This window comes from Acinetobacter sp. Marseille-Q1618, assembly GCF_902809855.1.
Classification (GTDB): Bacteria; Pseudomonadota; Gammaproteobacteria; order Pseudomonadales; family Moraxellaceae; genus Acinetobacter.
The window spans coordinates 637,263-662,630 of sequence record NZ_CADDWJ010000001.1 but is presented as its reverse complement, the minus strand read 5'-3'; the positions used below and the strand labels follow the sequence as shown (position 1 = coordinate 662,630).

The following is a 25,368-nucleotide window of genomic DNA, read 5'->3' as shown; positions in this document are numbered from 1 at the left end:
ATTCCTTTACTTGGTTAAATGTGATGACTCCTTTATTTCTACAGCATTTACACAAAAATCGGCAATCTGTTTCACAAAATAATCCTTATACGATTGATCAAACATGACATTTCGAGAGGGATTTAAAGGTTCAATTACCACAAAAGTCATTGCGCCAACCACACACAATGCAGCGGTATTTAAATCTTCAAAACCAAATTCACCCGAAGTTTTGCCTTGTGCCAATATTTCCTTCATGGTCTGTTTGATCAATTGTTTACTACGGAAACGTCCATGCTCTAATTCAGGATCAACGGGTTCAAACATCAGTGAATACGCAAGCTGAGGACTATTCATCGCACGTCTTACAAACGTGGTAACTGCTTTATGTAACTTTTCAGTCGCAGTTAACTCACTTGCTGCAATATGATTCAGAATATCAACTTCGACATGGATGGCATCGTCTAATACCTCTATCAGCACTTGGCTTTTATTGGCAAAGTAACGATAGACCAAGCCACTTGATACCCCTGCACGATCAGCAATCGCTTGTATCTGTGCGTCTTTAAATCCTCCTTGTGCAATCAGCTCCCGTGCGGACTGCAAAATCGTTTTGCGATTTTGTGCCATTCGCTCTTGCATTAAAGATGATCGTTTATAGCTCATATTTTATATTCTCAACCAATTAAAATGAATTGTAAATCAATTTTTGAATTTATATTCACTTTTTCAAAAAAAACATGTATTGTATTTTCAGGAACAACAAAAAGTGTGTTTTTGGAACAACAACTATAACCCTCAGGATGACAGGACGATGAACCTACAAAGTATTGATTTCGGACTAGATGAAACATTAATCGCGCTCCGTGATTCAGTCGCAGCATTTTGTGCAAAGGAAGTTGCACCACTTGCAAAACAAGTTGATCAAGATAATTTATTTCCCCATCACTTATGGAAAAAATTTGGTGATATGGGCTTACTTGGTCTAACTGTCAGTGAAGAGTATGGTGGTACAAACTTAGGTTATCTTGCACATATTTTGGTCATGCAAGAAATTTCCCGTGCCTCCGCATCCATTGGTCTATCTTATGGAGCTCATTCTAACCTATGTGTGAACCAAATTAACCGAAATGGGAATGAAGATCAAAAACAACGCTATTTGCCTAAATTAATATCTGGTGAATATGTTGGTGCACTGGCAATGTCTGAACCGAATGCAGGCTCAGATGTCGTCAGTATGAAGCTTAAAGCTGAAGATGCAGGCGATCATTTTGTGTTAAATGGCTCAAAAATGTGGATTACCAACGGTGGTGATGCTGATGTTTTGGTGGTTTACGCTAAAACTGATCTTGCCGCAGGTGCAAAAGGCATGACTGCATTCCTTGTTGAAAAAAATATGGAAGGTTTTAGTCATGGCACGCATCTCGACAAACTTGGTATGCGTGGCTCGAACACCTATCCATTGTTCTTTGATAATGTCAAAGTCCCAAAAGAAAATGTCTTAGGTGGTGTGGGCAACGGAACCAAAGTTCTGATGAGTGGCTTGGATTATGAACGTGCCGTGCTTAGTGGTGGGCCGCTTGGCATCATGGATGCCTGTTTAGATGTGGTGATTCCCTACATTCATGACCGTAAACAATTTGGTCAGGCATTGGGTGAGTTCCAACTGATGCAAGGCAAAATTGCTGATATGTATTCAACATGGTTAGCCTCTAAAGCGTTGGTTTATGCGGTAGGTGCGGCTTGTGACAAAGCGGATCATGATCGTGGTTTACGCAAAGATGCAGCCAGTGCAATTTTATATTCTGCTGAAAAAGCCACTTGGATGGCAGGTGAAGCAATCCAAACTTTAGGCGGTAATGGTTATATCAATGAATACGACACAGGTCGTCTATGGCGTGATGCAAAACTGTATGAAATCGGTGCAGGCACATCAGAAATTCGCCGTATGTTGATTGGTCGTGAATTATTTAACGAAACCAAATAATTAAAGTTATTTTCATAATGATCTTGAGATGTAAATCCATGTCAAGATCATTTAAACAACAGCTCTGCTGAATCCATAATCGAATATAAAAAAGACAAGGATGTTCCAGATGAACCAAATACAAAGCAAAATTAATATTCGAAGCGAAGATTTTAAAGCCAATCAAGCAGCTATGCAAAAATTGGTCGATGATCTTAAACAAAAAGTCGCAACCATTGCTTTGGGTGGCGGTGAAAAAGCCCGTGAAAAACACATTGCGCGTGGCAAACTCCTCGCACGTGATCGTATTGACCAATTGATTGATGCAGGGACTGCATTCTTAGAAATCGGTCAAATTGCAGGTTTTAATGTTTATGCAGATGACGTTCCTGCTGCGGGTGTGGTGGCAGGCATCGGTCAAGTGCAAGGCGTAAGCTGCATGATCGTGGCAAATGATGCAACGGTCAAAGGTGGAACGTATTATCCACTCACAGTGAAAAAGCATTTACGTGCGCAAGAAATCGCTGAACAAAATCATTTACCGTGTATTTATATGGTGGACTCAGGTGGTGCGTTCTTACCGATGCAAGATGAGGTTTTCCCTGACCGCGACCACTTTGGACGTATCTTCTACAATCAAGCACGTATGTCGAGTATGGGCATCGCTCAAATTGCCATTGTGATGGGGAGTTGTACCGCAGGTGGTGCTTATGTCCCTGCCATGTCAGATGAAACCATTATTGTCCGTAACCAAGGTACAATTTTCTTGGGTGGTCCACCACTGGTGAAAGCTGCGACTGGTGAAGTCGTGACTTCAGAAGACCTCGGTGGCGGTGATGTCCATACACGTCTTTCAGGTGTTGCCGATCATTTGGCTGAAAATGATGAACACGCAATCTTAATTGCTCGAAATATTGTTAAAAATTTAAATAAAACGCCAAATCAAAATAATGTTGAAATCGAAGAACCACTTTATGCAGCGGAAGAACTCTACGGCATCATACCAACCGATACACGTAAACCTTTTGATATTCGTGAAGTCATCGCTCGTATTGTGGATGGTTCACGTTTAGACGAATTTAAAGCGCGTTTTGGTACAACTTTAATCACTGGCTTTGCTTCGATCTATGGCATCAAAGTCGGCATCATTGCCAATAACGGGATTTTATTTTCAGAGTCGGCACAAAAAGGTGCACACTTTATTGAGCTATGTACCCAGCGCAATATTCCTTTGCTATTCCTGCAAAATATCACAGGTTTTATGGTCGGTCGTCACTATGAAAATGAAGGCATTGCCAAACATGGTGCAAAACTAGTGATGGCAGTTGCAACTGCAAATGTTCCAAAAATTACCATGGTGATCGGTGGTTCATTTGGTGCGGGTAACTATGGTATGTGTGGTCGTGCCTACTCGCCTCGTTTCCTATGGACTTGGCCAAACTCGCGTATTTCAGTCATGGGTGGTGAACAAGCTGCAAGCGTACTCTCTACCTTAAAACGTGACCAAATCGAAGCCAAAGGTGAAAGCTGGAGTGCTGAACAAGAAGATCAATTTAAACAACCGATTCGTGACCAATATGAACATCAAGGGCATCCGTATTATGCATCAGCACGTTTATGGGATGACGGTGTGGTTGACCCTGCGCAATCTCGTCATGTTTTAGGTTTAAGTTTGGCGGCTGCGCTGAATGCACCAATTTTACCAACCAAGTTTGGCGTGTTCCGCATGTAAGAGGTGCAACATGGATTTTCAATATTTACAACTCGAACAACAGCAGCAAGTCGCAACAGTATGGATTAATCGTGCTGAACTGCATAATGCCTTTAATACCCAAGTCATTGAAGAACTTGATCAATGCTTTCAGCATTTAAATACGCGTGATGACATTCGTGTAGTGGTTTTGGCAGGTCGTGGCAAAAGTTTTTCCGCAGGTGCTGACCTGAATTGGATGAAACAAGCAGGTGAAGCCTCACAGGCAGACAATGAAGCTGATGCTTTAAAATTGGCAAAAATGCTACAAAGTTTAGCCACTTTAAAACAGCCGACCATTGCACGTGTACAAGGTGTGGCATTTGGTGGCGGTATGGGCTTAGCTTCTGCGTGTGATATTTGTGTGGCAAGTAGCGATGCAAAATTTGCGACCTCAGAAGTGCGTTTAGGTTTAGCGCCATCCACCATCAGTCCTTATGTGATTCGTGCGATTGGTGCTCGTCAAGCTTCACGTTATTTCCTGACTGCTGAACGTATTTCTGCGGAACAAGCTAAAACCATCGGTTTAGTGCATGAAGTCACAACACCTGAACAACTTGACAGTAAAATTCAAGAAATGATTGATACTTTACTCTTGGGTGGGCCTCAAGCACAGCATGCTTCAAAGCAACTGATTCAAATGGTCAGTCAAGAAAGCTTGACCGAAGATTTACTCATTCAAACAGCTCAGCATATCGCACATGTGCGCCAAGGTGCTGAAGCAAAAAATGGATTACAGGCGTTTTTAAACAAACAAAGCCCTGAATGGATTACAAACACATCAGAATAAGGATAACACCATGTTTGAAAAGATTTTAATTGCCAATCGTGGCGAAATTGCTTGTCGTGTGATTCGTACAGCGAAAAAACTAGGCATTGCAACGGTTGCGGTATACTCAGATGCAGATGCAAATTCACAACATGTCAAACAAGCAGATGAAGCGGTGTATATCGGTGAATCCCCTGCTTCACAAAGTTATTTACAAGTCGATCGTATTATCCAAGCAGCTTTAGATACAGGCGCACAAGCGATTCATCCAGGTTATGGTTTTTTGTCTGAAAATGACCAATTTGCCCTTGCTTGTGAAAAAAATAATATCGTGTTTATCGGTCCACCTGTCGCTGCGATCTTGGCAATGGGACTTAAGGCAACCTCAAAAGCACTGATGGAAAAAGCGGGCGTGCCTTTGACACCCGGTTATCATGGCAGCAATCAGGATGCGGCTTTTTTAAAACAACAAGCCGATGGTATTGGCTATCCTGTTTTAATCAAAGCCAGCGCGGGTGGTGGTGGTAAAGGCATGCGTTTAGTCGAGCGTGAAGCTGACTTTTTAGATGCACTGTCTTCCTGTAAAAATGAAGCAAAATCAAGCTTTGGTAATGATGAAGTTTTGGTAGAGCGCTACGTGGTGAATCCTCGCCATGTCGAAGTACAAGTCTTTGGTGACTCACACGGCAACTATGTGCATCTATTTGAACGTGATTGCTCTGTGCAACGCCGTCACCAAAAAGTACTCGAAGAAGCACCTGCGCCAAAAATTAATGAAGAAAAATTAGAGGCGATGCGCAAAGCTGCGATTGATGCAGCCAGTGCAGTGAATTATGTAGGTGCTGGAACAGTCGAGTTCATTGTAGAACAAGATGGTACAGCCTATTTCATGGAAATGAATACCCGTTTACAAGTTGAACATCCTGTCACTGAAATGATTACAGGACAAGACTTAGTAGAATGGCAACTGCGTGTTGCAAGCGGTGAAGCATTACCAAAATTACAACATGAACTTAGCATCAATGGTCATGCGATTGAAGCACGCATCTATGCAGAAGAACCTGAAAAAGGCTACTTGCCTGCAATTGGTAAAATTCACTACCTACATTATCCTGAACAAAATGAGCATGTTCGTGTCGATAGCGGCATCGTACAAGGTGATGAAATCACCACTTATTATGACCCAATGATTTCAAAACTGATCGTCTGGGGTAAAAACCGTGATGAAGCTTTGGTACAAATGCATCATGCGCTTGGACATTTCCATGTCGAAGGTTTGGGCAATAACATTGCATTTTTAGACCGAATTATTCGTTGTGATTCATTTAAAAATGCAGAATTAGATACTAATCTCATTCAACGTGAAGATGAATTTTTATTTAAAAATATCCGTACTGCAGATACCAATCTGATCATTACTGCCGCATTTACCGAGTTACTCAGTCGTTTTCAACAAAACCAAACCGCCAATAACCCTGTTTGGCAAAACCAATCGACTTGGCGTTTAAACCAAACTGGACTGTATCCGATTAAACTCAAACTTGCTGATACGCAAATTCAAGTGAATTTTAGAGCCGTGGGTGATCAGTTCATCGCTGAATATCAAGATTTACAATTACAAATCTCTGGTCAATTATTGAATGAAAATACCATACAAATCGACCTAAATGGTTTAAAACAAAAAGTCGCTTTTAGTCGCAATGCTCAAACCCTGACTGTATTTTCCAATGCTCAAAATTATATTTTTGAACAAATTTTGGCAAAAACCAGTAATGAAGACAGCTCAGCGAATGAAGCGAACTTAAAAGCACCAATGCCAGGTGTGATTACCAAAGTCCTTGTGTCTGCTAAAGACCAAGTGAAAAAAGATGATATTTTACTGACACTTGAAGCAATGAAGATCGAATATACCATTCGCGCGCCACATGATGGTGTCATTGCAGCAGCTTATTTCCAAGCAGGCGATCAAGTTAAAGCAGGCGATGAGTTAGTTGAGTTTGAAGCGTTAACGGAGAATGTTGCATGACTGTTACCCACAACAACTTCGTTAAAATCGTTGAAGTTGGTCCTCGTGACGGACTACAAAATGAGAAAACACCGCTAACGCTTGAGCAGCGTAAAAACTTGATCATGGACTTGATGCAAACAGGACTGACATCGATTGAAGTTGGCTCTTGTGTTTCAGCAAAATGGGTACCACAAATGGCAAATAGTGATCAACTGTTTGCGGAGTTACCCAAAGACCCAAATATTACATTTAGCTTGCTTACGCCCAATCTCAAAGGTTTTGAGTCTGCGCTTGCAGTAGGTTGTCAAGAAGTTGCGGTCTTTACCGCAGCATCTGAAAGCTTTACCCGTAAAAATATCAACTGTTCAATTGATGAAAGTTTTGAAAAGTTTGCGGATGTTTTAGCCTCAGCCAAAGCCAACAACATCAAAGTGCGTGGTTATGTATCTTGTATTGTCGATTGCCCCTATGAAGGTGCAATTGATCCAAAACAAGTGGCTTATGTGAGCAAACGTTTGTATGACATGGGCTGTTATGAAGTGTCTTTAGGTGAAACCATCGGCACTGCCACACCTGATCGTGTTAAAAAAGTCTGGAATGCGTGTTTAGCAGAACTGGATCACACAGTTTTAGCAGGACACTTTCACAATACCTACGGCATGGCAATTGCCAATATTTATCAATCGCTTGAACAAGGTATCCGTGTCTTTGACTCCTCCATTGCAGGACTGGGTGGTTGTCCTTATGCCAAAGGTGCTTCGGGTAATGTATCCACAGAAGACTTGTATTATTTATTGTCAAAAATGGGCTTTGAAACAGGTATTCATCTTGATGCACTGATGCAAGCCAGTCGAAATGTCAGCCAAATTTTAAATCGAACAAATCCTTCAAATTATGCAAATGCCTATTGGCAAACTCAATGTGTTTCATGAGATCAACCAGCATAATTGAAAAATATTAATGGAATAAGAGCGTAATAATAAGGTGGAATATGCTAAATAAAGTCTATGCAAATGCCAATGATGCACTCAAAGATATCGTCCAAGATGGACAAACTTTGGCTGTTGGTGGTTTTGGTCTATGTGGTATGCCAGAAGCACTGATTGCAGCCTTGAAAGCGACAGGCGTCAAAGATCTCACTTGTATTTCCAACAATGCAGGCGTAGATGGTTTTGGTTTAGGGTTACTCCTTGAAACCAAACAAATTAAGAAAATGATCGCGTCTTATGTCGGTGAAAATAAAGAATTTGAACGCCAGTTTTTAAATGGTGAACTTGAAGTGGAACTCACCCCACAAGGCACTTTGGCAGAAAAACTGCGTGCAGGTGGCGCAGGCATTCCTGCTTTCTACACGCAAGCAGGTGTAGGTACACTGATTGCTGAAGGCAAAGAAGTACGTAGTTTTAATGGTAAAGATCACATTCTTGAAGAATCACTAACTGCGGATATCGCACTGGTCAAAGCCTATAAGGCAGATAAAGCTGGTAATTTAATTTTCCGTAAAACAGCATGTAACTTTAACCCTGACTGTGCCACTGCAGGTAAAATCACTGTAGTTGAAGTTGAAGAATTGGTTGAAGTTGGTGAACTTGATCCAGATCACGTACATCTTCCAGGAATCTATGTGCATCGTATTATTGTCAATGCGCAACCTGAAAAACGTATTGAACAATTGACATTAAAATCAGAGGGATAAGCTCATGGCATGGACACGCAATGAAATGGCACAACGTGCCGCAAAAGAACTTGAAAATGGTTTTTATGTCAATTTAGGCATCGGTTTACCAACGCTTGTGGCAAACTATATTCCTGAAAATATGGATGTTTGGCTACAGTCTGAAAATGGTTTATTAGGCATCGGTGAATTTCCAACACAAGAAACCGTAGATGCAGACCTGATCAATGCAGGCAAGCAAACGGTCACTGCGCGTGCAGGAGCTTCTTTTTTCTCAAGCTCTCAATCATTTGCCATGATTCGTGGCGGCAAAGTTAATATTGCAATTTTAGGTGCAATGGAAGTTTCTGAAACAGGCGACTTAGCCAACTGGATGATTCCAGGTAAAAAAGTCAAAGGTATGGGCGGTGCAATGGATTTGGTTGCAGGCGTACAGCGTGTTGTCGTACTCATGGAACACTCTGCCAAAGATGGTTCAGCTAAAATTGTGAAAGATTGCAGCTTGCCACTGACTGGTAAAGCAGTGGTAGACCGAATCATTTCGGACTTAGGCGTATTTGATGTGACCGAAAATGGCATCAAACTGGTTGAACTTGCTGAAGGCGTAAGCTTTGAAGACGTTCAAAAAGTGACGGGTGTGACTCTCTTAAAATAGATTTTCTCAACACATTTTAATTTTTAACATCATTCTTTGTTTCAAAAGCAAAGAATGATTTGCTTCGCTTTTATAAGAAGATGACTAATTTTTAAATTGATACAACATCGTAAAATCCAATATAAATGAGATAAAAAATTACTAAAATAGCTACAAAAACCCCCAATCTGTTATAGTTTTTTTAAGTGTTTTTATATCTTTCATTTTCTAGAAAATACTTCAAAATGAAACATCATCTGAATAAAGGTTGATTGCAATGAGTTTTTTAAGAAAGAAAAATAAAGCAAGTTTTGTATTTTTCATTATTACAGCTTATTCACTTTTAGGTTTTAGTTTAGGTTATATTATTTGGGAATTTATTCTATCAAAGTAAATAGATAATTTACTTGTCAAAGCATAAAAGTTATTGGATTAATCGAATAAATTCAATGTGCTCAATAAATATTGATCTAAATGTTCGCTGTTATTTTTATATTAAAATAAATTTGTGTAAACCATGCGACTCTTTTGAACGGTAAGCAAGAGATCAACAAAAGAGTCAAAATTTTTTATTGCTCTTGAGAAGTACTCTTTGCAAGATATTAATGATTGCTTTAACTAGCAGTAATATTAATGCTGCCTAATCTGATCAATATCTCATTAAAAATTACTTTATTTATATAAGCTTAATTATAACTATTCGCCTAAAAATTTATACAAATGTCGTTTTAAAACTCAATCATGCAGTGCATAAAACCAGCTCAAATTTCACTGAACTTACATTTATTTTAAAGAATTGCATTTTCAAGAATATTCTTGCACAATAATTAGAGTAATTACTCTAATTTTAATAAAAGGCATAAAAATGATTGGTGATCGAGAGTGGATGACACTTACGCAAGGCAAGTTAAATTTTAAAGACAAAATAACATTGATGAAAACGGTGATGTTGCCCGCAACACTGAGTTTTGTTCAGTCAAAATTCTCTAGATCTGTATTACAAAGTGATTTAACTTTAAGCAATATTCATATCCCTGACACCGCTATAGTTAAAGAAGCTATTTCAGAATTAGAACAAACCAAATCACGTGAAATCATTCAACATTCTTGGCGTTGTTTCTTTTGGGGTGTTGCCATTGCCCATGCAAAACAATGGCAATTTGATGATGAAAACTTTTTAATCGCAAGTTTAATGCATGATGTAGGCTTAGTTGATCACCAAGTCGAATATCAAAGCTGCCAATGCTTTACATTTGAAAGTGCCTTACGTTCAGAGCATTTGTGTCAACGGCATGATTATCCAGAATATAAAACTCACCAAATTTCAGATGCCATTTGTTTACATATGAATGGATATTTAGATGAAAATGATCAGAAGATCGCCAAAGAAGTTTTACTGTTACAACAAGCCACTGCTTATGATGTAATCGGTACGCAGCCTCATTTAATTGCCCAAAGTTATTATTCTGAAATCTTAGCGCACTATCCTAAAGATCATTTTAAAACACGTTTTCAAGATTTGATTAAACAAGAAACTCAGCAACATCCACATTCTAGAACTGCATTACTAAGTACTTTGGGCTTAAAGTTAATGTTGCAACTCAATCGCAAATAAATACAAGGAAAGATGACGATGAACAAAACTTATTTACAACGCCATATTACATTTCCACAGAGCGATCCGATTTTAGTGGATGTTTATCAAATTCCTCAGCAACAACATGTCGTTATTATTTTACCAGCACTGGGTGTTGCAATTCAAAAATATGAAAAACTTATTCAGCAATTAGTTGCACAAGGTTTAAATGTCATTGCCGCAGATTATCCTGGCTGTGGACGTAATAGCCCACAAGTTTCTGCAACATTTGATTTTGGTTATGCTGACTTATTGGGTTATTTTATCCCCCAACTCGTGCAAATCGCACAAGAAATTTCATCACAAACACCTGTTTTATTGGGCCACAGTTTAGGTGGGCATTTAGCTACATTATACGCACAGCATCATCAAATTAAAGTCATCGGTATTGCTACAGGTAATATTGGGTTAAGATATTGGAATATCAAAGGAAAATTTAATATTTTAAAAGCTGCAGCTATTTTTAATAGTATGATTTTAAAAGATGGCTATCTCGCAGGTCATAAAGTCGGTTTTGGACAGAAAGAAGCCAAAACGTTAATGCAGGATTGGTCAAAAGTGATTTTTACAGGGAATTATCGACATATCTTGGCAGAAGAAACGCTTTCTGAAAATGAAGCGTTATTTATACAGTTTATTCATGATGATTTTGCACCAATGTCATCTACACTTGGACTCAGTCATTACTTTAAAAATCCACATATTTTACAACTTGATCTGAGTCAAACCTTAAAGGGCAATCAACACAGTGTTTGGCTCAAACAACCTGAAGAAGTTGTAAATATCGTAGAGCAATTTATTTATGGCTAAATACATAAATCACATAAGCCCATACTGTCAGTAATACAACGGTTATGATAAAAAGCATTGCTTGACGCTTCTACTGAAATTTAACAGCTAATTGCATGCGTTGCGATTTTTGTGGATCTTCAACTTGTTTTTTATCAGTTTTTTTAAATATACAAAATTGAGTTTAGAGCCTTATTTTTATTTTAGCGATAAACACACATTAAAATTATTAATCCATTGATTTTAAGATCTAATTATTTAAAATTCATCAGATCTTAAAAATGAATTTTATCACGATTTTTATGAACAATATTTAACCAAGCACGAGTCGCTGGGCTCATTGCCACAGAAGTATTCCATGCCATACGTAATGTCCAATGTAAGTTTGGTTCAGTCAATAGCGCAATATTAAATCGTTCTGTATCTAATTGATCACAATAAATTTTAGGTAACAGCGCTAGCCCCATATCCAATTCAACCATTTTTGAAATAAAGTCCCACTGCCCACTTTTACACACGACATGTGGATCAAATCCAACAGAATGCGCAGCATCAATAATCACTTTATTTAAGGTGAATGAATCCTCATACAATAGAAATGATTCATTTTTCAATTCAATCAAGTCAACATTTACTCTATTTTTCCACTTTGAATGCTTGCTAGAAAGTAAATACATAGGAGAATCTAGAACAGGAATAGCAGAAAAATTTGGTCTTAAATTTCCCAGCAAAATACCAACATCCACCGTCTTAGCGGCAATTGCTTCTTCTATTGCATTTGCACCAACTTCTAAAAATTTCAGCTCAATCTCAGGATATTGTTGATGAAATAATGCAATTAATGAACTAAATAACACTGAACCCAACGGTGGTAAACCAATGGTTAATTTGCCTTTTTTCAGATGTTGTACTTGTTGAATAGTGTCATAAATTTTTTGTTGTTCATCTAACATGGTCAACGCATGTTGATAAATTAATTCCCCCGTATAGGTTAATTGAACTTCACGCTTACGCCCTGCCTCACCCTTTTTAAATAATGCAGTATTTAATTCATTTTCTAAATTACTTATCGCTTTACTTATGCTTGGTTGCGTTAAATATAAATGTTCAGCAGCGATACTAAAGCTTTGTTGTTGAACAATGGTCACAAATATTTTTAAAGTTTTTAAATCCACAAATTATTCCCACATAGAATAATAATAATTTAATTATTCATAATTTAACATAAAAAATCACAATACAATAATGCCTATCTTCACTATAAGCCCTAATGTATGTTTCATTTACACACTTTTAGCTCCAATATAAAGTTCATCGCTAAAATCATTTTACAAATAGGTATATTGTTAGTTTTTCTCAGTATCGGAAGTTTTGTCCAAAAATTATTTAAACTTCCAATTTCAGCAGCCGTTATTGGCTTAATGATTTTATTATTGTGCTTGTTGAGTGGTGTATTCAAATTGCAATGGATTAAAGCAGGTGCTGAATTTATTTTAGCAGAATTGGTACTGTTTTTTATTCCCTGTTTCATTGGGCTAATGAAGTATAAAAATCTATTTTTAACAGAAGGTTGGCAACTTTTGGTTGCAGTATTTGTTGGCACAATCTGTGTGATGGTGTTTACTGCGTATAGTGTACATCTTGGTTTTAAATTAGAAAATAAAATTAAACAACTGATTTTACAACATCGTGAAAAATCTGCGACTGAGCAGGAGCAACGTAAATGTCTTTAATTTCAGTTTTATGTTTTATAGGAACACTAATCGCTTATGTTTTAGCAAAAAAACTCTATCGCAAATTTCCATATTTGATTTTTTCACCTGCGATTTTAGTTCCTGTAGTTATTATGCTGATTTTGCTCAGCGCTCATATTTCCTATGATACTTATATGGCAGATAGTCAATGGATCGTATGGATGCTTGGGCCAGCAACAGTCGCATTTGCAATTCCGATTTATGAATATCGCAAAGTGATTCAGCAACATATTTTAGCTATTTCAATGGGCGTTTGTATTGGGATGTTTGCTGGAATGCTGAGTGCATTTTATTTGGCAAAATTATTTCATTTTGATCAAAGTACCACTTATAGCTTAATGGCTCGTTCTATTTCTACACCTTTTGCGATGGAGCTTACTGCACATATTGGTGGTTCTGTGGAATTGGTGATTTTGTTCACCATTATTACAGGATTGATTGGGATGTGTTTTGGTGATGTGGTCTTAGCAACGATTCATTTGAAATCACACTTTGCCATGGGTGCATCTTTAGGGAATGCAGCACATGGATTTGGTACCAGCAAAGCCTATATGCGTCATCAACAAGAAGGTGTGGTTGCAAGCTTGACTATGGTTTTGGCAGGTATTTTTATGGTGATTTTTGGACCTTATTTGGTACAAATGATTTTATATTTTGCAGGTTGATCGAGAAAATTAAAACGGCCAATTATCCTGTGAATATGGTGGTTGCTATCTAAAATTTCTCAATCACAAGCTTAGTAATATAGACACCATCAACTCATCTACATTAGCATCCTCATAATCATAGGCTTTGGCAGTAAAGTCAAAATCCATAGCAATGCTATCACGCATTACAGTTTCAATTTCAGCAAAAGCAGCTTGTAAATTATTTATTTTTCATCATTATAACAAGATGATTTATTTTAAATTTCCTATATTAAAACATGCTAGATCAAATCTAGCCCACTCTAAAAAAATTAAACATAAAAACTCAAAACCACAAAGCTAAACAATGTAAGCATTTCCAAAATTTCAATGCTTGCTCCTACAGTATCTCCTGTAATCCCCTCTATTCTTTGGATAAATTTAAACCGTAAATAAAATAAAGATGAAATAAAAATTAAACTACTGAATATACCCATCCATGAAAAATATACAGGAATAATCAAACATATCAAAACAATAAAAATTGCCCATTGTTTTGGAATAAATTCTGTTAAAGCTGTTCCTAAACCATTTTTTCGAACATAAGGTGTAGTCAAAAATAAAATCAGAGGAGCGATTCGCCCTAAAATAGGAAATATCACAAAAGCGAGCAAGATTTTTTGTTGAAGAAGCACATAAATTGCCGACCATTTAAGTAAACACACGATAATTAAACTTAATACACCAATTGGCCCACAACTTGGGTCTTTCATGATTGCCAAAGTTCGCTCTTTGTCACCAAAACCACCTACCCATGCATCAGCAGTATCTGCCAAACCATCTAAATGCAAGCCTCCTGTCAACCAAATCCAAACAGATAAAATGATGGAAGCCAATAAAATAATGGGTAAATTTTGGAAAATATAAGCGATAAAAAATAGTATAAGCCCGATTAATAACCCAACAACTGGATAAAATAATAAGGATTGTCCATTTTGCTGTGGGCTTGGCATACTTTTTAACTGAATTGGAAATGTTGTTAAAAACTGTAATGCAATGAAAAATGGTGTCATTTTAAAATTCTTTACCGTTAAAATTATTTGATAAATAATTTATTTCTTTGCTACCTGTATCCAGCTCAAACGTATGTAATGTACCGAGTTCAGCAGACATTTTTAAAATATCATCTAAGTGTTGTTGTGTGGCTAAGCATTTTAACAGTTTAATCACACCGCCATGCGTTACCAGTAAAACATGTTGCCAATGATTGGCTAACATATGCTGCTGAATATTAGCAAATGCTTGTAAAACTCGATGTTTAAATTGCAGCATAGTTTCAGCATTAGGGGGAGTATATTGAGTGGGTGTTTGCCAAAATTGGCTCAGTTGTTCTGGAAAATTATCATAAATCCATTGTGTCGATTGCGCCTCCCAATTGCCAAAATGCATTTCTTGTAAATTCGGCTCGATAACTAAAGATTTATCGTATTGTTCACTTAGTTTTTCAGCAAAGTACTGACAGCGCTGCAAATCTGAGCTAAAAATTGCCTGCCAAACCATATGCCCTGAAGATTGATCTAAAAAAGTCTGAATGGTTGCTTGCATTTGAGCTTGCCCTATTTCAGTTAAAGCGTCATTTGTTGAGCCTCTTAAAGTATGACTCAACGTCGTTTCACCATGTCGAAGTAGATCAATCTTCAGTTTCATTGTAGAACTCTAAATTTTAAACACTTGAATAATCAAAAAATTAAACTTTTTCACCAATCACCGCAGCTTCAGCAAAAGTCGCCATATGGTTATGTAAACTACATGCAAGTTTAATCACACCAAGTGCTGCCCCCGCACCACTCCCTTCACCTAAACGTAAATTGAGTTTTAATAATGGTTCAGCATTTAATTCAGCCAATAAACGTTGATGTCCAAACTCTGCGGATTGATGCCCAAACAGCATCCATTCACGAACTTGTGGGTTTAAACGAACAGCGATCAATGCAGCTACACTACTGATAAATCCATCTACGACCATTGGCAAACCAACTTGCGCACAGCGAATATATGCCCCTGTCATCGCCGCAATTTCTAAACCGCCGACCGCACAAAGTGCCCTAAAAGCATCACCATTTACATAGTCTTGATGAAGCTTGATGGCTTGATCAATAATATTTTTCTTATGTTGCAACTGTTCAGCACGAATACCTGTGCCTACACCTGTTAATTTTTCAGCAGATTCATTCAATAAAAAACACGCAACTGCCGATGCTGAACAAGTGTTGCCAATGCCCATTTCACCAGCCACATAAATCGAAGCATTTTGTGCAAAAGCCTGATCCACACTATTTTTCCCCAGTTGCATAGCTGCTTGACATTGGGCTTCATTCATCGCGACTGTTTTTGCAAAATTTGCTGTACCTTGTGCAATACAATGTCGCTCAACCCCTTGATACTCATACGGATCACCTACAGAACCACAGTCAATGACTTGTAATTTGGCATTGTATTCTTTCGCAATCACACTAATGCAAGCACCACCAGTGGTAAAATTTTGCAACATTTGGCGTGTTACGGCTTGCGGATAGGCAGAAATATTTTCTTCCATCACACCATGATCGCCAGCAAAAATACAAATCCAAGGAAAATCAACATTTGGCTTGGCTTGATCTTGTAAACTTGCTAATTGTACAGCGACATTTTCCAAAGTTGAAAGTGAACCAGTCGGTTTGGTCAGTTGCAGTTGGCGTTGTTCTGCCTGCTGTTTTGCAATAACACTTGGATTTTTACATGCCTCTAACCACCAATTCACTGTTTATCTCCTTTCAAATACATTGGAAAACCTGCCACACAAAAAATCACTTGATCAGCAATTTTTCCGAGTTGTTGATGTAAACGACCTGATTCATCTACGAATTTGCGACTAATTTCACCTATCGGGATGACACCAAGTCCTGTTTCATTACTCACTAAAATAATGTGTGCTTGTAAAGTCGGTAATATTTTTAATAACTTTTCACACTCTTGAATCTGTAATTCGGCATTTTCGACATTTTGTGAATTCTCATCTTGTTTCAACAATAAATTAGTCATCCATAATGTTAAACAATCTACCAAAATCACATGATTCGGCTGATCTATTTGCTCTAATAAATCTGCTAAATAAATTGGTTCTTCAACTACATTCCAGTCTGTAGGTCGCTGATTTTGATGATGTTGAATACGAGATTGCATTTCTGCATCCCACGCTTGCGCTGTCGCAATATAAGTCACTTCAAATGGCGATGTTTGAGCAAACTGTTCTGCTAAACGACTTTTTCCTGAACGTGCGCCACCTAAAATAAGTTGAATCATAGTGAACTCAAGTGAATATGTTGGTGAGCAAATAATTGCCCTTGAATAATTTTGGCTTTGTAGTAACCAAATGTTAAATGCTCAATGTTAATTTCAAAATGTTTTTGCGGAATATTTTCAATGGTCTGAAAAATTTGAGTTGCACTGTATGCTTGATTGTAAAGTCCTAAGGTAATGTGAGGTAGATATTGCAAGGCAGCAATTTCGCTATGATTTTTTGCAAGTAAAGTTCTAATATTACTTAGGCTATTTTTAAGATCAAGAACTTCAACAAATAATGCACTATCAAAACTTTGAATATTTCCAGTAGAAACCTTAAAGCTTTTAAATGCTTGCTGAATAATCTCTTGAATCTGTTGTTCTAAATGTAATGTGGGAAAATCATCATTTAAAACAGGATTATTTTGTGTTAAAAATCCACAAATAAATAAGGTAATGTGAAATTGGCGAATGTTGGGTTGAAATAAAAATGCTGAAAAGTGTTCTCGCAATCTATTCAAATATTTTAATAATGTGGGTTCTGTAATTTCGATATACCACAATGCATAATTTTCTCTGCCCTGATGCCATTCAGCATAGTCATGAGAAAGTGTCGGAATGGCATGTGATAAAGGTTGTAGAAGCACAATGATTTTTTACATAAATGGAGATATATATTAGAACATAAATTAATAGAATTATTTCAAATCACGCTTGAGTAATCTTCAACTTAAAAATGAATTCTCTTCATATCTGTTTAAATTCTAAGCTTTGCTTTGATTTTTTGTGCCTTTTTTAAATTTTCAGGTGTACCAATACCATTTTCATAACAATGTGCGACTATTCTCATCGCTTCTTCATGACCTTGTTCTGCTAAAGGTAAGTAATACTGAAAAGCTTTTTTCGGATCTTTTGCCACACCTAAGCCCTTCATATACATATCGCCTAGCTTCATGTGGACATGTTGTTGTCCTAATGCTTCTATTTTTCGATACCAAAACAAAGCCTGTGTAAAGTCTTGCGCTATAGCATCTCCAGTAAAATAAAGATCGCCCAAACGTAATAATGCCATCACATCATTTTGTGCGGCTGCCAGTTCATAAAATTCAATGGCTTTATGTATATCCTTCGCTGTACCTACACCTTTCTCATATAGTTCTGCAATTTGGTATTGAACATTTGCTCGATTTTTATGGCTTGCCAATAACTCATTAAAAATTTCAAATGCACGTTGCTTATTACTATCTGATGAGTTTTTATAGTCTAAAGCTAAATTATATTTTTGATAAAATTCATTGCTAATATACTTGTCCTTATTTTCCTCATTGATCTTTGCGAAATATAACAACTTATATTCATAATCATTGAGTTGATAATGAAGGTCAAAATTTTGATCTCCCGTTTGTTTAACTTTATTTTTCCAATATTCAGATTTTTCAATATTTTTTTCTGTGCCTACACCGAGTTTATACATGGCAATGGTGATCATCTTTGCCTCTTCATCACCATACTGTGCTGCCTTTTCATACCATTTAAAAGCTTCTGTATTATTGCCTTGCGTGCCTTGTGCATTTAAATACATCCAAGCCAGATATGCAGATGAACTACGATTTCCCTGTAAACCTGCTTTTAAAAACCATTGATGAGCCAACCTATAGTTTTGTTCTACGCCTGAACCTGAAAAATATAACCAACCCAATTGAGCTTGAGCAAAAGCATCACCTCTTTTCGCCAAAATAGAAATCCAAGGAAATGCCTGTTCGAAATGAGGACCTCGACCATCATTATAATAATAGTTTGCTAATTTGGTTTGCGCATCTTTATGTCCTTGCGCTGCAGCGACTTGATACTATGCTAAAGCTTCCGCTGAATTACTGTATATTGGTTCAAAGAATCGATCTAAAACACTAGGTTCAGCACTCGAATGATCAAAAAATAATTGATAACTAAAATCCAAAAGTTTTTTGGGAAATATTTGTTGATCTGATAATTGTGTTTGATTTTGAACTGCTTGTTCGATCCGTGTTGCTAACTCGAATTGCGCATCAGGTCGTCCTTGTAAAGCATAAAAATGAATAAGTTCAAGCGACTGATCTAAACCGTCTTTGTTTTTTTGTGAATTAAATAAAATTAAAAAAATGATAGAAATAAATAAGATAAATAATAAAGGTTTAGATTTTATAAGCATATTATTTCTTATCTGTTTTAAGTGAATGATAAATCATAACGAGTTAAACTATTAAAATTTAACATTTTTTATTTTAAACTTCGAGTCTATTATGATAATCATTTTTTAAGTTAAACAAAAGTAATTTTTCAATTTCAACACTAATTGGTTACTTAGGCTATTTAATTCTATTTACAAGCATGCACCTTTATTTACATCAAAAAAATCATTTTTAAGTGAGAAAAGTTAACTAAATGTAGCTATATCGTTATCAACAAGGATATTGTCATTATAAATCAATAGAATAACAATTATCACATAAAATAGAGGTTTTCTCTTTTGGAAAAGTTTGCTTTTATCCAAAACATTCAGGATTGGTCAGATCAATATCCGTGGTTAGAGATGTTGACCTCGCTCAGCCTTCTGATTTTTTTTGCTGTATTGGCAAATTTTATCGCAAAACAAGTTGTAGTTCGTGGTATTCGTAAACTTATTTTAAAATTAAAATTTGCTAATAGTGAGGTTTTATCAGAACACAATGTTATTCGTAGAGTGGCGAATATTGTTCCTGCCATTGTCATTATTAACGGGATTCCTACGGTTCCACATTTATCTGAAAAAGTCATCACACTGATTCAAATGCTTGGACAAGCATTTATATTTTTGACCATTGCCCTTGCGATTAGTGAATGTTTAAGTATTTTCAATATAGTTTATCAAAAAAACCCGAAGTCACGTAATAAGCCGATTAAGGGCTATTTACAGTTAGTGAAACTGATTATTTATATTGTTTGTGCTTTATTGATCTTAGGTACCTTCCTGAAAAAAGATGTCTTTAGTTTACTGGCAGGCTTTGGTGCAATGGCTGCAGTATTGATGTTGGTTTTTCAAAATACGATTTTATCTTTGGTTGCTTCCGTACAAATTTCATCGTATGACATGGTGCGTATTGGCGATTGGATCGAAATGCCATCTTTAAATGCTGATGGTGATGTCATTGATATGTCATTACATACGATCACTGTTCAAAATTTTGATAAAACGTTTACCACCATTCCTACCAATAAATTAGTGACCGATACTTTTAAAAATTGGCGTGGAATGAAGCAATTAGGCGCGAGACGGATTAAACGTGCTATTTTCATAGACCAAAACAGCGTCCATTTTCTGAGTGCCCAAGAACAGAAAAAGCTACAATCTTTTTTATTATTAGATCATTATTTAGATGAAAAACAGAATGAACTGAAAGAGTTTAATCAACAATTTTTAAATGATGCTGCTTTTAATCAACGCCGTTTAACTAATATTGGAACTTTCCGTGCCTATGTAACCGCTTATTTAAAGCAACATTCAGGCATTTCTCAAAATCAAACCATTATGGTTCGTCAGTTACAACCTACGAGTGAAGGTTTACCTTTAGAGATTTATGCCTTTGCCAATACGACAATATGGGGCGACTATGAAATGATTCAATCCGATATTTTTGATCATTTAATGGCGATCCTGCCTGAGTTTGGCTTGAAAATTTATCAAGCGCCATCAGGTACAGATCTACAAGCCTTATATCATCAAAATAATGCTCAGAGAAATGAGCAGCATTTTTCATCTTAAATCTAATTCATTCATTGCACTCTGTTTGAGTGCAATGAAATTAAAAGTTATTTAATTTAAAAAAATCAGATACTTACCTTGATTTAATATTTATTAAATTGTAAATTTATGGACAAAAAAACCTGTATAAAAACAGGCTTTTTTAGTTTTTGAGAGAATTACGGATTCAAATAAAAATAACCACAAATTGCACATAACGCACAAATTGCTAAGATTAAATATGTATTAACCGTATTAAAACTGACTAAAAATTTAACAATGTTCATAAAAAGCAACAGCATATCAAACAAATTCACATAAATTATACAATAATTCATAGAAATGCACACTTACACTCAAATTCAAATTTAACAAATACTGTATATTTCACTTTATCTTTACTATTAAAATACTAAATATAAATCAATTACTTAAATTATTATACACATACATATAAATGTAAAAATACTAAAATGAAATAAATTCCTATTTGCATTAGCTACATTTATTTACATAAAAAATGCTGTATTTTCAACCATTACATCTATTTGCAATATATCCCATATCTAGAAAATTACGATTTTTAAATTTGACCTTTTAGAACAGTCTAACTAAGGCATCATTGTTCACTTGTTATTTTTTGATAAATATATATTTAGCTGAGATACAGTACATTGCTATATCATGCCTTATGAATACGTTTGAAATTTAAGCTTTAAAAATATACAGAAATTATTTTCAAAAAATCATATAATTAACTTAATTTTATATATCTTAAGTAAGCATATGTCACTGATTATCGGTATTGATCCTGGTTCAAGATTGACTGGTTATGGCATTATTGAAAAAAATGGGCAAAAACTAAGCTTTATAGATGCAGGAACAATTCGTACAGAAACCACTGAAATGCCTGAACGTTTAAAGCGAATTTTTGCGGGCATAGACCGTATTGTTAAGTTTCATGGCCCAACTGAAGCTGCTGTAGAACAAGTATTTATGGCTCAAAATCCTGATTCAGCATTAAAACTTGGACAAGCCAGAGGTGCAGCGATTGCAGCCTTAGTCAACTTAGATTTACAAGTTGCAGAATACACAGCCCGTCAAATTAAACAGTCTGTTGTAGGTTATGGCGCAGCCGACAAAGAACAAGTCCAAATGATGGTGATGAAGCTATTAAATTTGTCTATACAACCACAAGCGGATGCTGCCGATGCCCTTGCGGCTGCAATTTGTCATGCCCATGCTTCAGGCAGTATGAGCAAACTTGCAGTTCTCAATGCCCTAGGTGGTATGGCACGAGGACGTAGTCGATATAGTGGACGAAGACGCTAATAGCTTATTATTTCTAAAAAATTCAACGCTAAAAAATTAAACATAACCTGCAACATCTTTGCGAATTTCACGAAGAGACGGTGGTTTGCTATAGGTTGCTATCAACATTTTGCCTACTGTTCTTAAGTTTTTGTTTTGGTTTGGATCTATGCGGATTAAAGCCAATTCCTCATCAATACGAGAACCTGCTATTGGCTTACAGATGACAATATTTTCATTGCGCTCAATCACTTTATATTGTGGAAATTCTTGTTGAATTTTCTCTTTTAAACTGAGTTTCTTTGAGGATTTTGAATGATCAATTTGCGTATAAATGACCAACAAAATACATGCCACGACTACAATTGCAACGATTAAATACTTTTCCATTTATTCTAGCGCCTATTTTGTGAGAATGTTAAAAATATTTTCATCGAATCATGGTAAATTCATGATAATTCGGTAGATCAGGTAATGCGATTTGCTCAATACTGCTCACTTGTGAACGCAAAGGCCCCACATAACTATGACGAATGATTTCTAAAATATCTTGTTCATTGCCAAGCACTACTGCTTCAACTTCACCTGAAGGCAAATTCATCACATAGCCCTTTAAATTTAAAATATTTGCCTCTTTCTCAAACCAACGGCGATATCCCACATCCTGTACTTTACCTTGAATAATCAATTTAACGGCTTTCATTTGATTTTACCTTATTTTTATCATCATGATGATTTACAACATAATATACAGCTTCTCGCATATGCTGCGCTTGTAATCCACGTTGCCCTTTTTTTGCTAAATAATCACCTGCTAAAGCATGCAGCGTTACGATCTGATGTAAGTGAATTTTCTCTTTAAATTGTGCTTTTAAACTTGCGATCATCCCTGCGAGTACATCGCCCATCCCACCTGTACCCATACCTGCATTTCCTGCAGTACAGATCCAAAGTTGTTCCTCTAAAATTAAACTCCCAGCACCTTTTAATACCCATTGCCCTGCATATTTTTGTTGCAGTTTTTGAATCGCAACCACACGATCGGCTTCAATTTCATTTACATGACAATTCAACAGTTTTGCTGCCTCGCCAGAATGTGGCGTTAAATAAGTGTGCGCATTAAGCTGTATAGGATGCTTGGCTAAAAACCATAAAGCGTCCGCATCAAGCACGGTCTGTAAATGTTGTGATTGATGTATTTTAGGGAACCATTTAAAAAACTGTTGTTCTGCCCAGTCATCCCGACCTAATCCCATACCGAAACTTACAGCATCTACATGCTGAAGCAGATTTTGTATTTCAATATCATTTAAGGCATTGATATCGCGCAGCATAATATTCGGTGATCTTGCTAAAATCGCTGTATGATGCTTGGCATCACAAACAATAGTTACTTTACCAGCCCCAGCACTAAATGCCGCTTCAGCAGCCATCATCACTGCCCCACCCATTTCGGCATGTCCACCAATGATTAGGATATGCCCATAACTGCCCTTGTGACCAAAAGCTTGGCGCTGTGCTAAAGTGACTGTTGTAGGCGATAAATCAGCGAGTTTTTTTAATTGATCATCGCTGGGTATCGCAGAAATTAACTCGACTTTTCCAGAAAACTCTTTACCTTGACCTGTAAATAAGCCTGCTTTAAGCCCTAGTACAGTATAAGTTCGGTCAACTTTAATCGCAGTTGGTAAAGGCTGACCTGTATTGACATTTAAACCACTCGGCACATCGATCGCAACTTTGAAACCCACTTGTGCATTAAAGAGCTGAATAATATCTTGCCAAGCTTCATCCAAATCACGGTTTAAACCAATTCCAAAAAGTGCATCAATATGACAATCAAAGCTATTTTCAATCTTAAAATGAGCTTGAATATTCACATGATGTGTTTGTGCAAGTTGCCATGCTTTTTCTAAATCTGCTGACTGCCCACGTTCTGCTGCAAAAACAGTGACTTGATAACCTAGATCTTGTAAATATTTTGCCAAACAATAACCATCACCAGCGTTATTGCCCGAACCACACCAGATTGCAATGGACTGAATATTTTGCTGAGTAGAAAATACATCATCTAGGCGCTGTGCAATTAACCAAGCAACTTGTTGCATCAGTCCAAAAGAGCTATTTTGTTGACGAAACCAACGCCCTTCCCATGCTTGAATCTCATGACTATGATAAACTTGCGAATGCATTATTCTTTCCCATATTTTCTATGTCGGCTTCTTCATCAGCAACACACATTGCTCTACAACAGATTGATCCTGAACAACTTAAAGCGTGGATTAAGGAGCAAGCTTTGCAACTTGGCTTTGCTGATTGTGTCATTGCTCAACCAGATGCTCAAGCAGAATTAACACGTTTTAAAGAATATTTAAAACGGGGTTATCATGGGGATATGAAATTTTTAGAGGAAAATTTAGAAAAACGTGCTGATCCAACTTTATTAGTACCAAACACCAAAAGCATTATTTGTGTGCGTATGAATTATTTGGTGGAAACACCCAAAGCTCGCTATGTACCAGATCAACCCAATTCAGCCATCATTGCCCGTTATGCGCGTGGACGGGATTATCATAAAGTCATGCGTGGGCGCTTGAAAACCTTAGCCAATCGAATAAAAGAAAAAGTAGGCGATTTTGAATCTCGTCCTTTTGCCGACTCTGCGCCCATATTTGAAAAATCTTTGGCTGAAAGTGCAGGAATGGGCTGGACAGGCAAACATACACTGTTAATTCATAAAAAATCAGGCTCATTTTTTGTTTTGGGTGAATTATTTACGTCTTTAGATTTACCTTTTGATCAACCCACGACGAAACATTGTGGTTCATGTACAGCCTGTATAGATATATGTCCAACCCAAGCCATTGTTGAGCCATACATGTTGGATGCACGTAAATGTATCGCCTACCTGACGATTGAGTATAAAGGTGTGATTCCTGAAGAGTTAAGACGTGGCATCGGAAACCGTGTTTTTGGCTGCGATGATTGTCAGTTAATTTGCCCGTGGAATAGCTTTGCTCAAAAAACTGAAGTCGAAGATTTTTATCCTCGTCATGGTTTAGACCATGTAACACTTTTAGATTTATGGCACTGGGATGAAGCAACATTTTTAAGTTGCACTGAAGGTAGCCCAATTCGACGTACAGGCTACCAAAGTTTTATGCGAAATATTGCCATTGGCTTGGGAAATGCACCCTTTTCTGCTGAAATTTTACGAGCACTGCAACAAAAACGTGCCAGTCATGATGAGATTGTGCAAATCCATATTGATTGGGCAATTGCAGAACAACATAGCAAATCAAAATAATTTTTTATTGTGTTTTAATTTTTTCACAACATTTTCATCTAAGCACGTTGTGAGCAAACTCACGCAAATTTCATTTTTTTAGTGAC

General features: G+C 36.8%; 28 protein-coding genes. 14 read left to right on the top strand and 14 right to left on the bottom strand.

Going from position 1 to position 25,368, the window contains the following annotated elements:
* Nucleotides 1-6 precede the first annotated feature (6 nt).
* Nucleotides 7-645: a TetR/AcrR family transcriptional regulator gene (locus HUS24_RS03020; protein WP_173910563.1), complete on the bottom strand. Its 639-nt coding sequence runs from the start codon at nucleotides 643-645 to the stop codon at nucleotides 7-9.
* A gap of 148 nt (nucleotides 646-793) precedes the next feature.
* Here HUS24_RS03020 and HUS24_RS03015 point away from each other — a divergent pair, with 148 nt between their 5' ends.
* The 9 genes from HUS24_RS03015 to HUS24_RS02975 all read left to right on the top strand — a co-directional run bounded on the left by HUS24_RS03015 (nucleotide 794) and on the right by HUS24_RS02975 (nucleotide 11,227).
* Nucleotides 794-1,966, top strand: a complete 1,173-nt coding sequence (locus tag HUS24_RS03015; protein ID WP_173910562.1) for an isovaleryl-CoA dehydrogenase — start codon at nucleotides 794-796, stop codon at nucleotides 1,964-1,966.
* A 109-nt stretch (nucleotides 1,967-2,075) separates the two neighbouring features.
* Nucleotides 2,076-3,677, top strand: coding sequence for a carboxyl transferase domain-containing protein (locus tag HUS24_RS03010; protein ID WP_173910561.1), 1,602 nt, complete (start codon nucleotides 2,076-2,078; stop codon nucleotides 3,675-3,677).
* Between the two features lie 10 nt (nucleotides 3,678-3,687).
* Complete coding sequence (locus HUS24_RS03005; RefSeq protein WP_173910560.1) at nucleotides 3,688-4,485, top strand: enoyl-CoA hydratase/isomerase family protein; 798 nt, start codon at nucleotides 3,688-3,690, stop codon at nucleotides 4,483-4,485.
* Nucleotides 4,486-4,495: 10 nt separating this feature from the next.
* Nucleotides 4,496-6,490: an acetyl/propionyl/methylcrotonyl-CoA carboxylase subunit alpha gene (locus tag HUS24_RS03000; protein ID WP_173910559.1), complete on the top strand. Its 1,995-nt coding sequence runs from the start codon at nucleotides 4,496-4,498 to the stop codon at nucleotides 6,488-6,490.
* Nucleotides 6,487-7,404, top strand: a complete 918-nt coding sequence (locus HUS24_RS02995) for a hydroxymethylglutaryl-CoA lyase (protein ID WP_173910558.1) — start codon at nucleotides 6,487-6,489, stop codon at nucleotides 7,402-7,404. Before HUS24_RS03000 ends, HUS24_RS02995 begins: the two co-directional genes overlap by 4 nt.
* 59 nt (nucleotides 7,405-7,463) lie before the next feature.
* A complete protein-coding gene (locus HUS24_RS02990; protein WP_173910557.1) occupies nucleotides 7,464-8,168 on the top strand; it encodes a CoA transferase subunit A in 705 nt (234 codons plus the stop codon).
* 4 nt (nucleotides 8,169-8,172) lie between these two features.
* Complete coding sequence (locus HUS24_RS02985; protein WP_173910556.1) at nucleotides 8,173-8,802, top strand: 3-oxoacid CoA-transferase subunit B; 630 nt, start codon at nucleotides 8,173-8,175, stop codon at nucleotides 8,800-8,802.
* An 844-nt stretch (nucleotides 8,803-9,646) separates the two neighbouring features.
* Complete coding sequence (locus HUS24_RS02980; protein WP_173910555.1) at nucleotides 9,647-10,396, top strand: hypothetical protein; 750 nt, start codon at nucleotides 9,647-9,649, stop codon at nucleotides 10,394-10,396.
* A gap of 18 nt (nucleotides 10,397-10,414) precedes the next feature.
* On the top strand, nucleotides 10,415-11,227 hold the full coding sequence (locus HUS24_RS02975; protein ID WP_173910554.1) for an alpha/beta fold hydrolase: 813 nt from the start codon (nucleotides 10,415-10,417) through the stop codon (nucleotides 11,225-11,227).
* Nucleotides 11,228-11,481: 254 nt separating this feature from the next.
* Here HUS24_RS02975 and HUS24_RS02970 read toward each other — a convergent pair whose 3' ends face one another.
* Nucleotides 11,482-12,381, bottom strand: coding sequence for a LysR substrate-binding domain-containing protein (locus HUS24_RS02970; protein WP_173910553.1), 900 nt, complete (start codon nucleotides 12,379-12,381; stop codon nucleotides 11,482-11,484).
* Nucleotides 12,382-12,480: 99 nt separating this feature from the next.
* Here HUS24_RS02970 and HUS24_RS02965 point away from each other — a divergent pair, with 99 nt between their 5' ends.
* Both HUS24_RS02965 and HUS24_RS02960 read left to right on the top strand, forming a co-directional pair.
* Nucleotides 12,481-12,939 (top strand): CidA/LrgA family protein, encoded by a 459-nt coding sequence (locus HUS24_RS02965; protein WP_173910552.1) that lies wholly within the window; start codon nucleotides 12,481-12,483, stop codon nucleotides 12,937-12,939.
* Nucleotides 12,930-13,625 carry an LrgB family protein gene (locus HUS24_RS02960; RefSeq protein WP_173910551.1) on the top strand — a complete coding sequence of 232 codons (696 nt, stop codon included), beginning with the start codon at nucleotides 12,930-12,932 and terminating at the stop codon, nucleotides 13,623-13,625. The genes HUS24_RS02965 and HUS24_RS02960 overlap by 10 nt, the downstream gene beginning before the upstream one ends.
* Before the next feature lie 63 nt (nucleotides 13,626-13,688).
* Here the strand turns inward: HUS24_RS02960 and HUS24_RS17000 are convergent, their stop codons facing one another.
* The 8 genes from HUS24_RS17000 to HUS24_RS02925 all read right to left on the bottom strand — a co-directional run bounded on the left by HUS24_RS17000 (nucleotide 13,689) and on the right by HUS24_RS02925 (nucleotide 19,095).
* Nucleotides 13,689-13,835, bottom strand: coding sequence for a DUF5713 family protein (locus HUS24_RS17000; RefSeq protein WP_302476100.1), 147 nt, complete (start codon nucleotides 13,833-13,835; stop codon nucleotides 13,689-13,691).
* A gap of 83 nt (nucleotides 13,836-13,918) precedes the next feature.
* A complete protein-coding gene (locus tag HUS24_RS02955; RefSeq protein WP_173910550.1) occupies nucleotides 13,919-14,659 on the bottom strand; it encodes an adenosylcobinamide-GDP ribazoletransferase in 741 nt (246 codons plus the stop codon).
* Between the two features lies 1 nt (nucleotide 14,660).
* A complete protein-coding gene (locus HUS24_RS02950; RefSeq protein WP_173910549.1) occupies nucleotides 14,661-15,293 on the bottom strand; it encodes a histidine phosphatase family protein in 633 nt (210 codons plus the stop codon).
* 40 nt (nucleotides 15,294-15,333) lie between these two features.
* Complete coding sequence (gene cobT / locus HUS24_RS02945; RefSeq protein WP_173910548.1) at nucleotides 15,334-16,386, bottom strand: nicotinate-nucleotide--dimethylbenzimidazole phosphoribosyltransferase; 1,053 nt, start codon at nucleotides 16,384-16,386, stop codon at nucleotides 15,334-15,336.
* A complete protein-coding gene (cobU, locus tag HUS24_RS02940) occupies nucleotides 16,383-16,928 on the bottom strand; it encodes a bifunctional adenosylcobinamide kinase/adenosylcobinamide-phosphate guanylyltransferase (protein ID WP_173910547.1) in 546 nt (181 codons plus the stop codon). The genes cobT and cobU overlap by 4 nt, the downstream gene beginning before the upstream one ends.
* On the bottom strand, nucleotides 16,925-17,554 hold the full coding sequence (locus HUS24_RS02935; RefSeq protein ID WP_173910546.1) for a 2'-5' RNA ligase family protein: 630 nt from the start codon (nucleotides 17,552-17,554) through the stop codon (nucleotides 16,925-16,927). The genes cobU and HUS24_RS02935 overlap by 4 nt, the downstream gene beginning before the upstream one ends.
* 110 nt (nucleotides 17,555-17,664) lie before the next feature.
* Nucleotides 17,665-18,642 carry a tetratricopeptide repeat protein gene (locus HUS24_RS02930; protein WP_173910545.1) on the bottom strand — a complete coding sequence of 326 codons (978 nt, stop codon included), beginning with the start codon at nucleotides 18,640-18,642 and terminating at the stop codon, nucleotides 17,665-17,667.
* 114 nt (nucleotides 18,643-18,756) lie between these two features.
* Nucleotides 18,757-19,095 (bottom strand): hypothetical protein, encoded by a 339-nt coding sequence (locus HUS24_RS02925; protein ID WP_173910544.1) that lies wholly within the window; start codon nucleotides 19,093-19,095, stop codon nucleotides 18,757-18,759.
* Between the two features lie 318 nt (nucleotides 19,096-19,413).
* Here HUS24_RS02925 and HUS24_RS02920 point away from each other — a divergent pair, with 318 nt between their 5' ends.
* Complete coding sequence (locus HUS24_RS02920) at nucleotides 19,414-20,685, top strand: mechanosensitive ion channel family protein (protein WP_173910543.1); 1,272 nt, start codon at nucleotides 19,414-19,416, stop codon at nucleotides 20,683-20,685.
* Between the two features lie 158 nt (nucleotides 20,686-20,843).
* Here the strand turns inward: HUS24_RS02920 and HUS24_RS16995 are convergent, their stop codons facing one another.
* A complete protein-coding gene (locus HUS24_RS16995) occupies nucleotides 20,844-20,951 on the bottom strand; it encodes a hypothetical protein (RefSeq protein ID WP_254433793.1) in 108 nt (35 codons plus the stop codon).
* A 499-nt stretch (nucleotides 20,952-21,450) separates the two neighbouring features.
* Between HUS24_RS16995 and ruvC the strand changes: the two genes are divergently transcribed.
* On the top strand, nucleotides 21,451-21,996 hold the full coding sequence (ruvC, locus tag HUS24_RS02915) for a crossover junction endodeoxyribonuclease RuvC (protein ID WP_173910542.1): 546 nt from the start codon (nucleotides 21,451-21,453) through the stop codon (nucleotides 21,994-21,996).
* A gap of 36 nt (nucleotides 21,997-22,032) precedes the next feature.
* Here ruvC and HUS24_RS02910 read toward each other — a convergent pair whose 3' ends face one another.
* The 3 genes from HUS24_RS02910 to HUS24_RS02900 are packed head-to-tail and all read right to left on the bottom strand — an operon-like array spanning nucleotide 22,033 to nucleotide 24,167.
* Nucleotides 22,033-22,365, bottom strand: a complete 333-nt coding sequence (locus tag HUS24_RS02910) for a hypothetical protein (protein WP_173910541.1) — start codon at nucleotides 22,363-22,365, stop codon at nucleotides 22,033-22,035.
* 40 nt (nucleotides 22,366-22,405) lie between these two features.
* Nucleotides 22,406-22,678 (bottom strand): acylphosphatase, encoded by a 273-nt coding sequence (locus HUS24_RS02905; RefSeq protein ID WP_173910540.1) that lies wholly within the window; start codon nucleotides 22,676-22,678, stop codon nucleotides 22,406-22,408.
* Nucleotides 22,665-24,167 (bottom strand): NAD(P)H-hydrate dehydratase, encoded by a 1,503-nt coding sequence (locus HUS24_RS02900; protein ID WP_173910539.1) that lies wholly within the window; start codon nucleotides 24,165-24,167, stop codon nucleotides 22,665-22,667. Before HUS24_RS02900 ends, HUS24_RS02905 begins: the two co-directional genes overlap by 14 nt.
* Before the next feature lie 20 nt (nucleotides 24,168-24,187).
* Between HUS24_RS02900 and queG the strand changes: the two genes are divergently transcribed.
* Nucleotides 24,188-25,282, top strand: a complete 1,095-nt coding sequence (gene queG, locus HUS24_RS02895) for a tRNA epoxyqueuosine(34) reductase QueG (RefSeq protein WP_173910538.1) — start codon at nucleotides 24,188-24,190, stop codon at nucleotides 25,280-25,282.
* Nucleotides 25,283-25,368 lie beyond the last annotated feature (86 nt).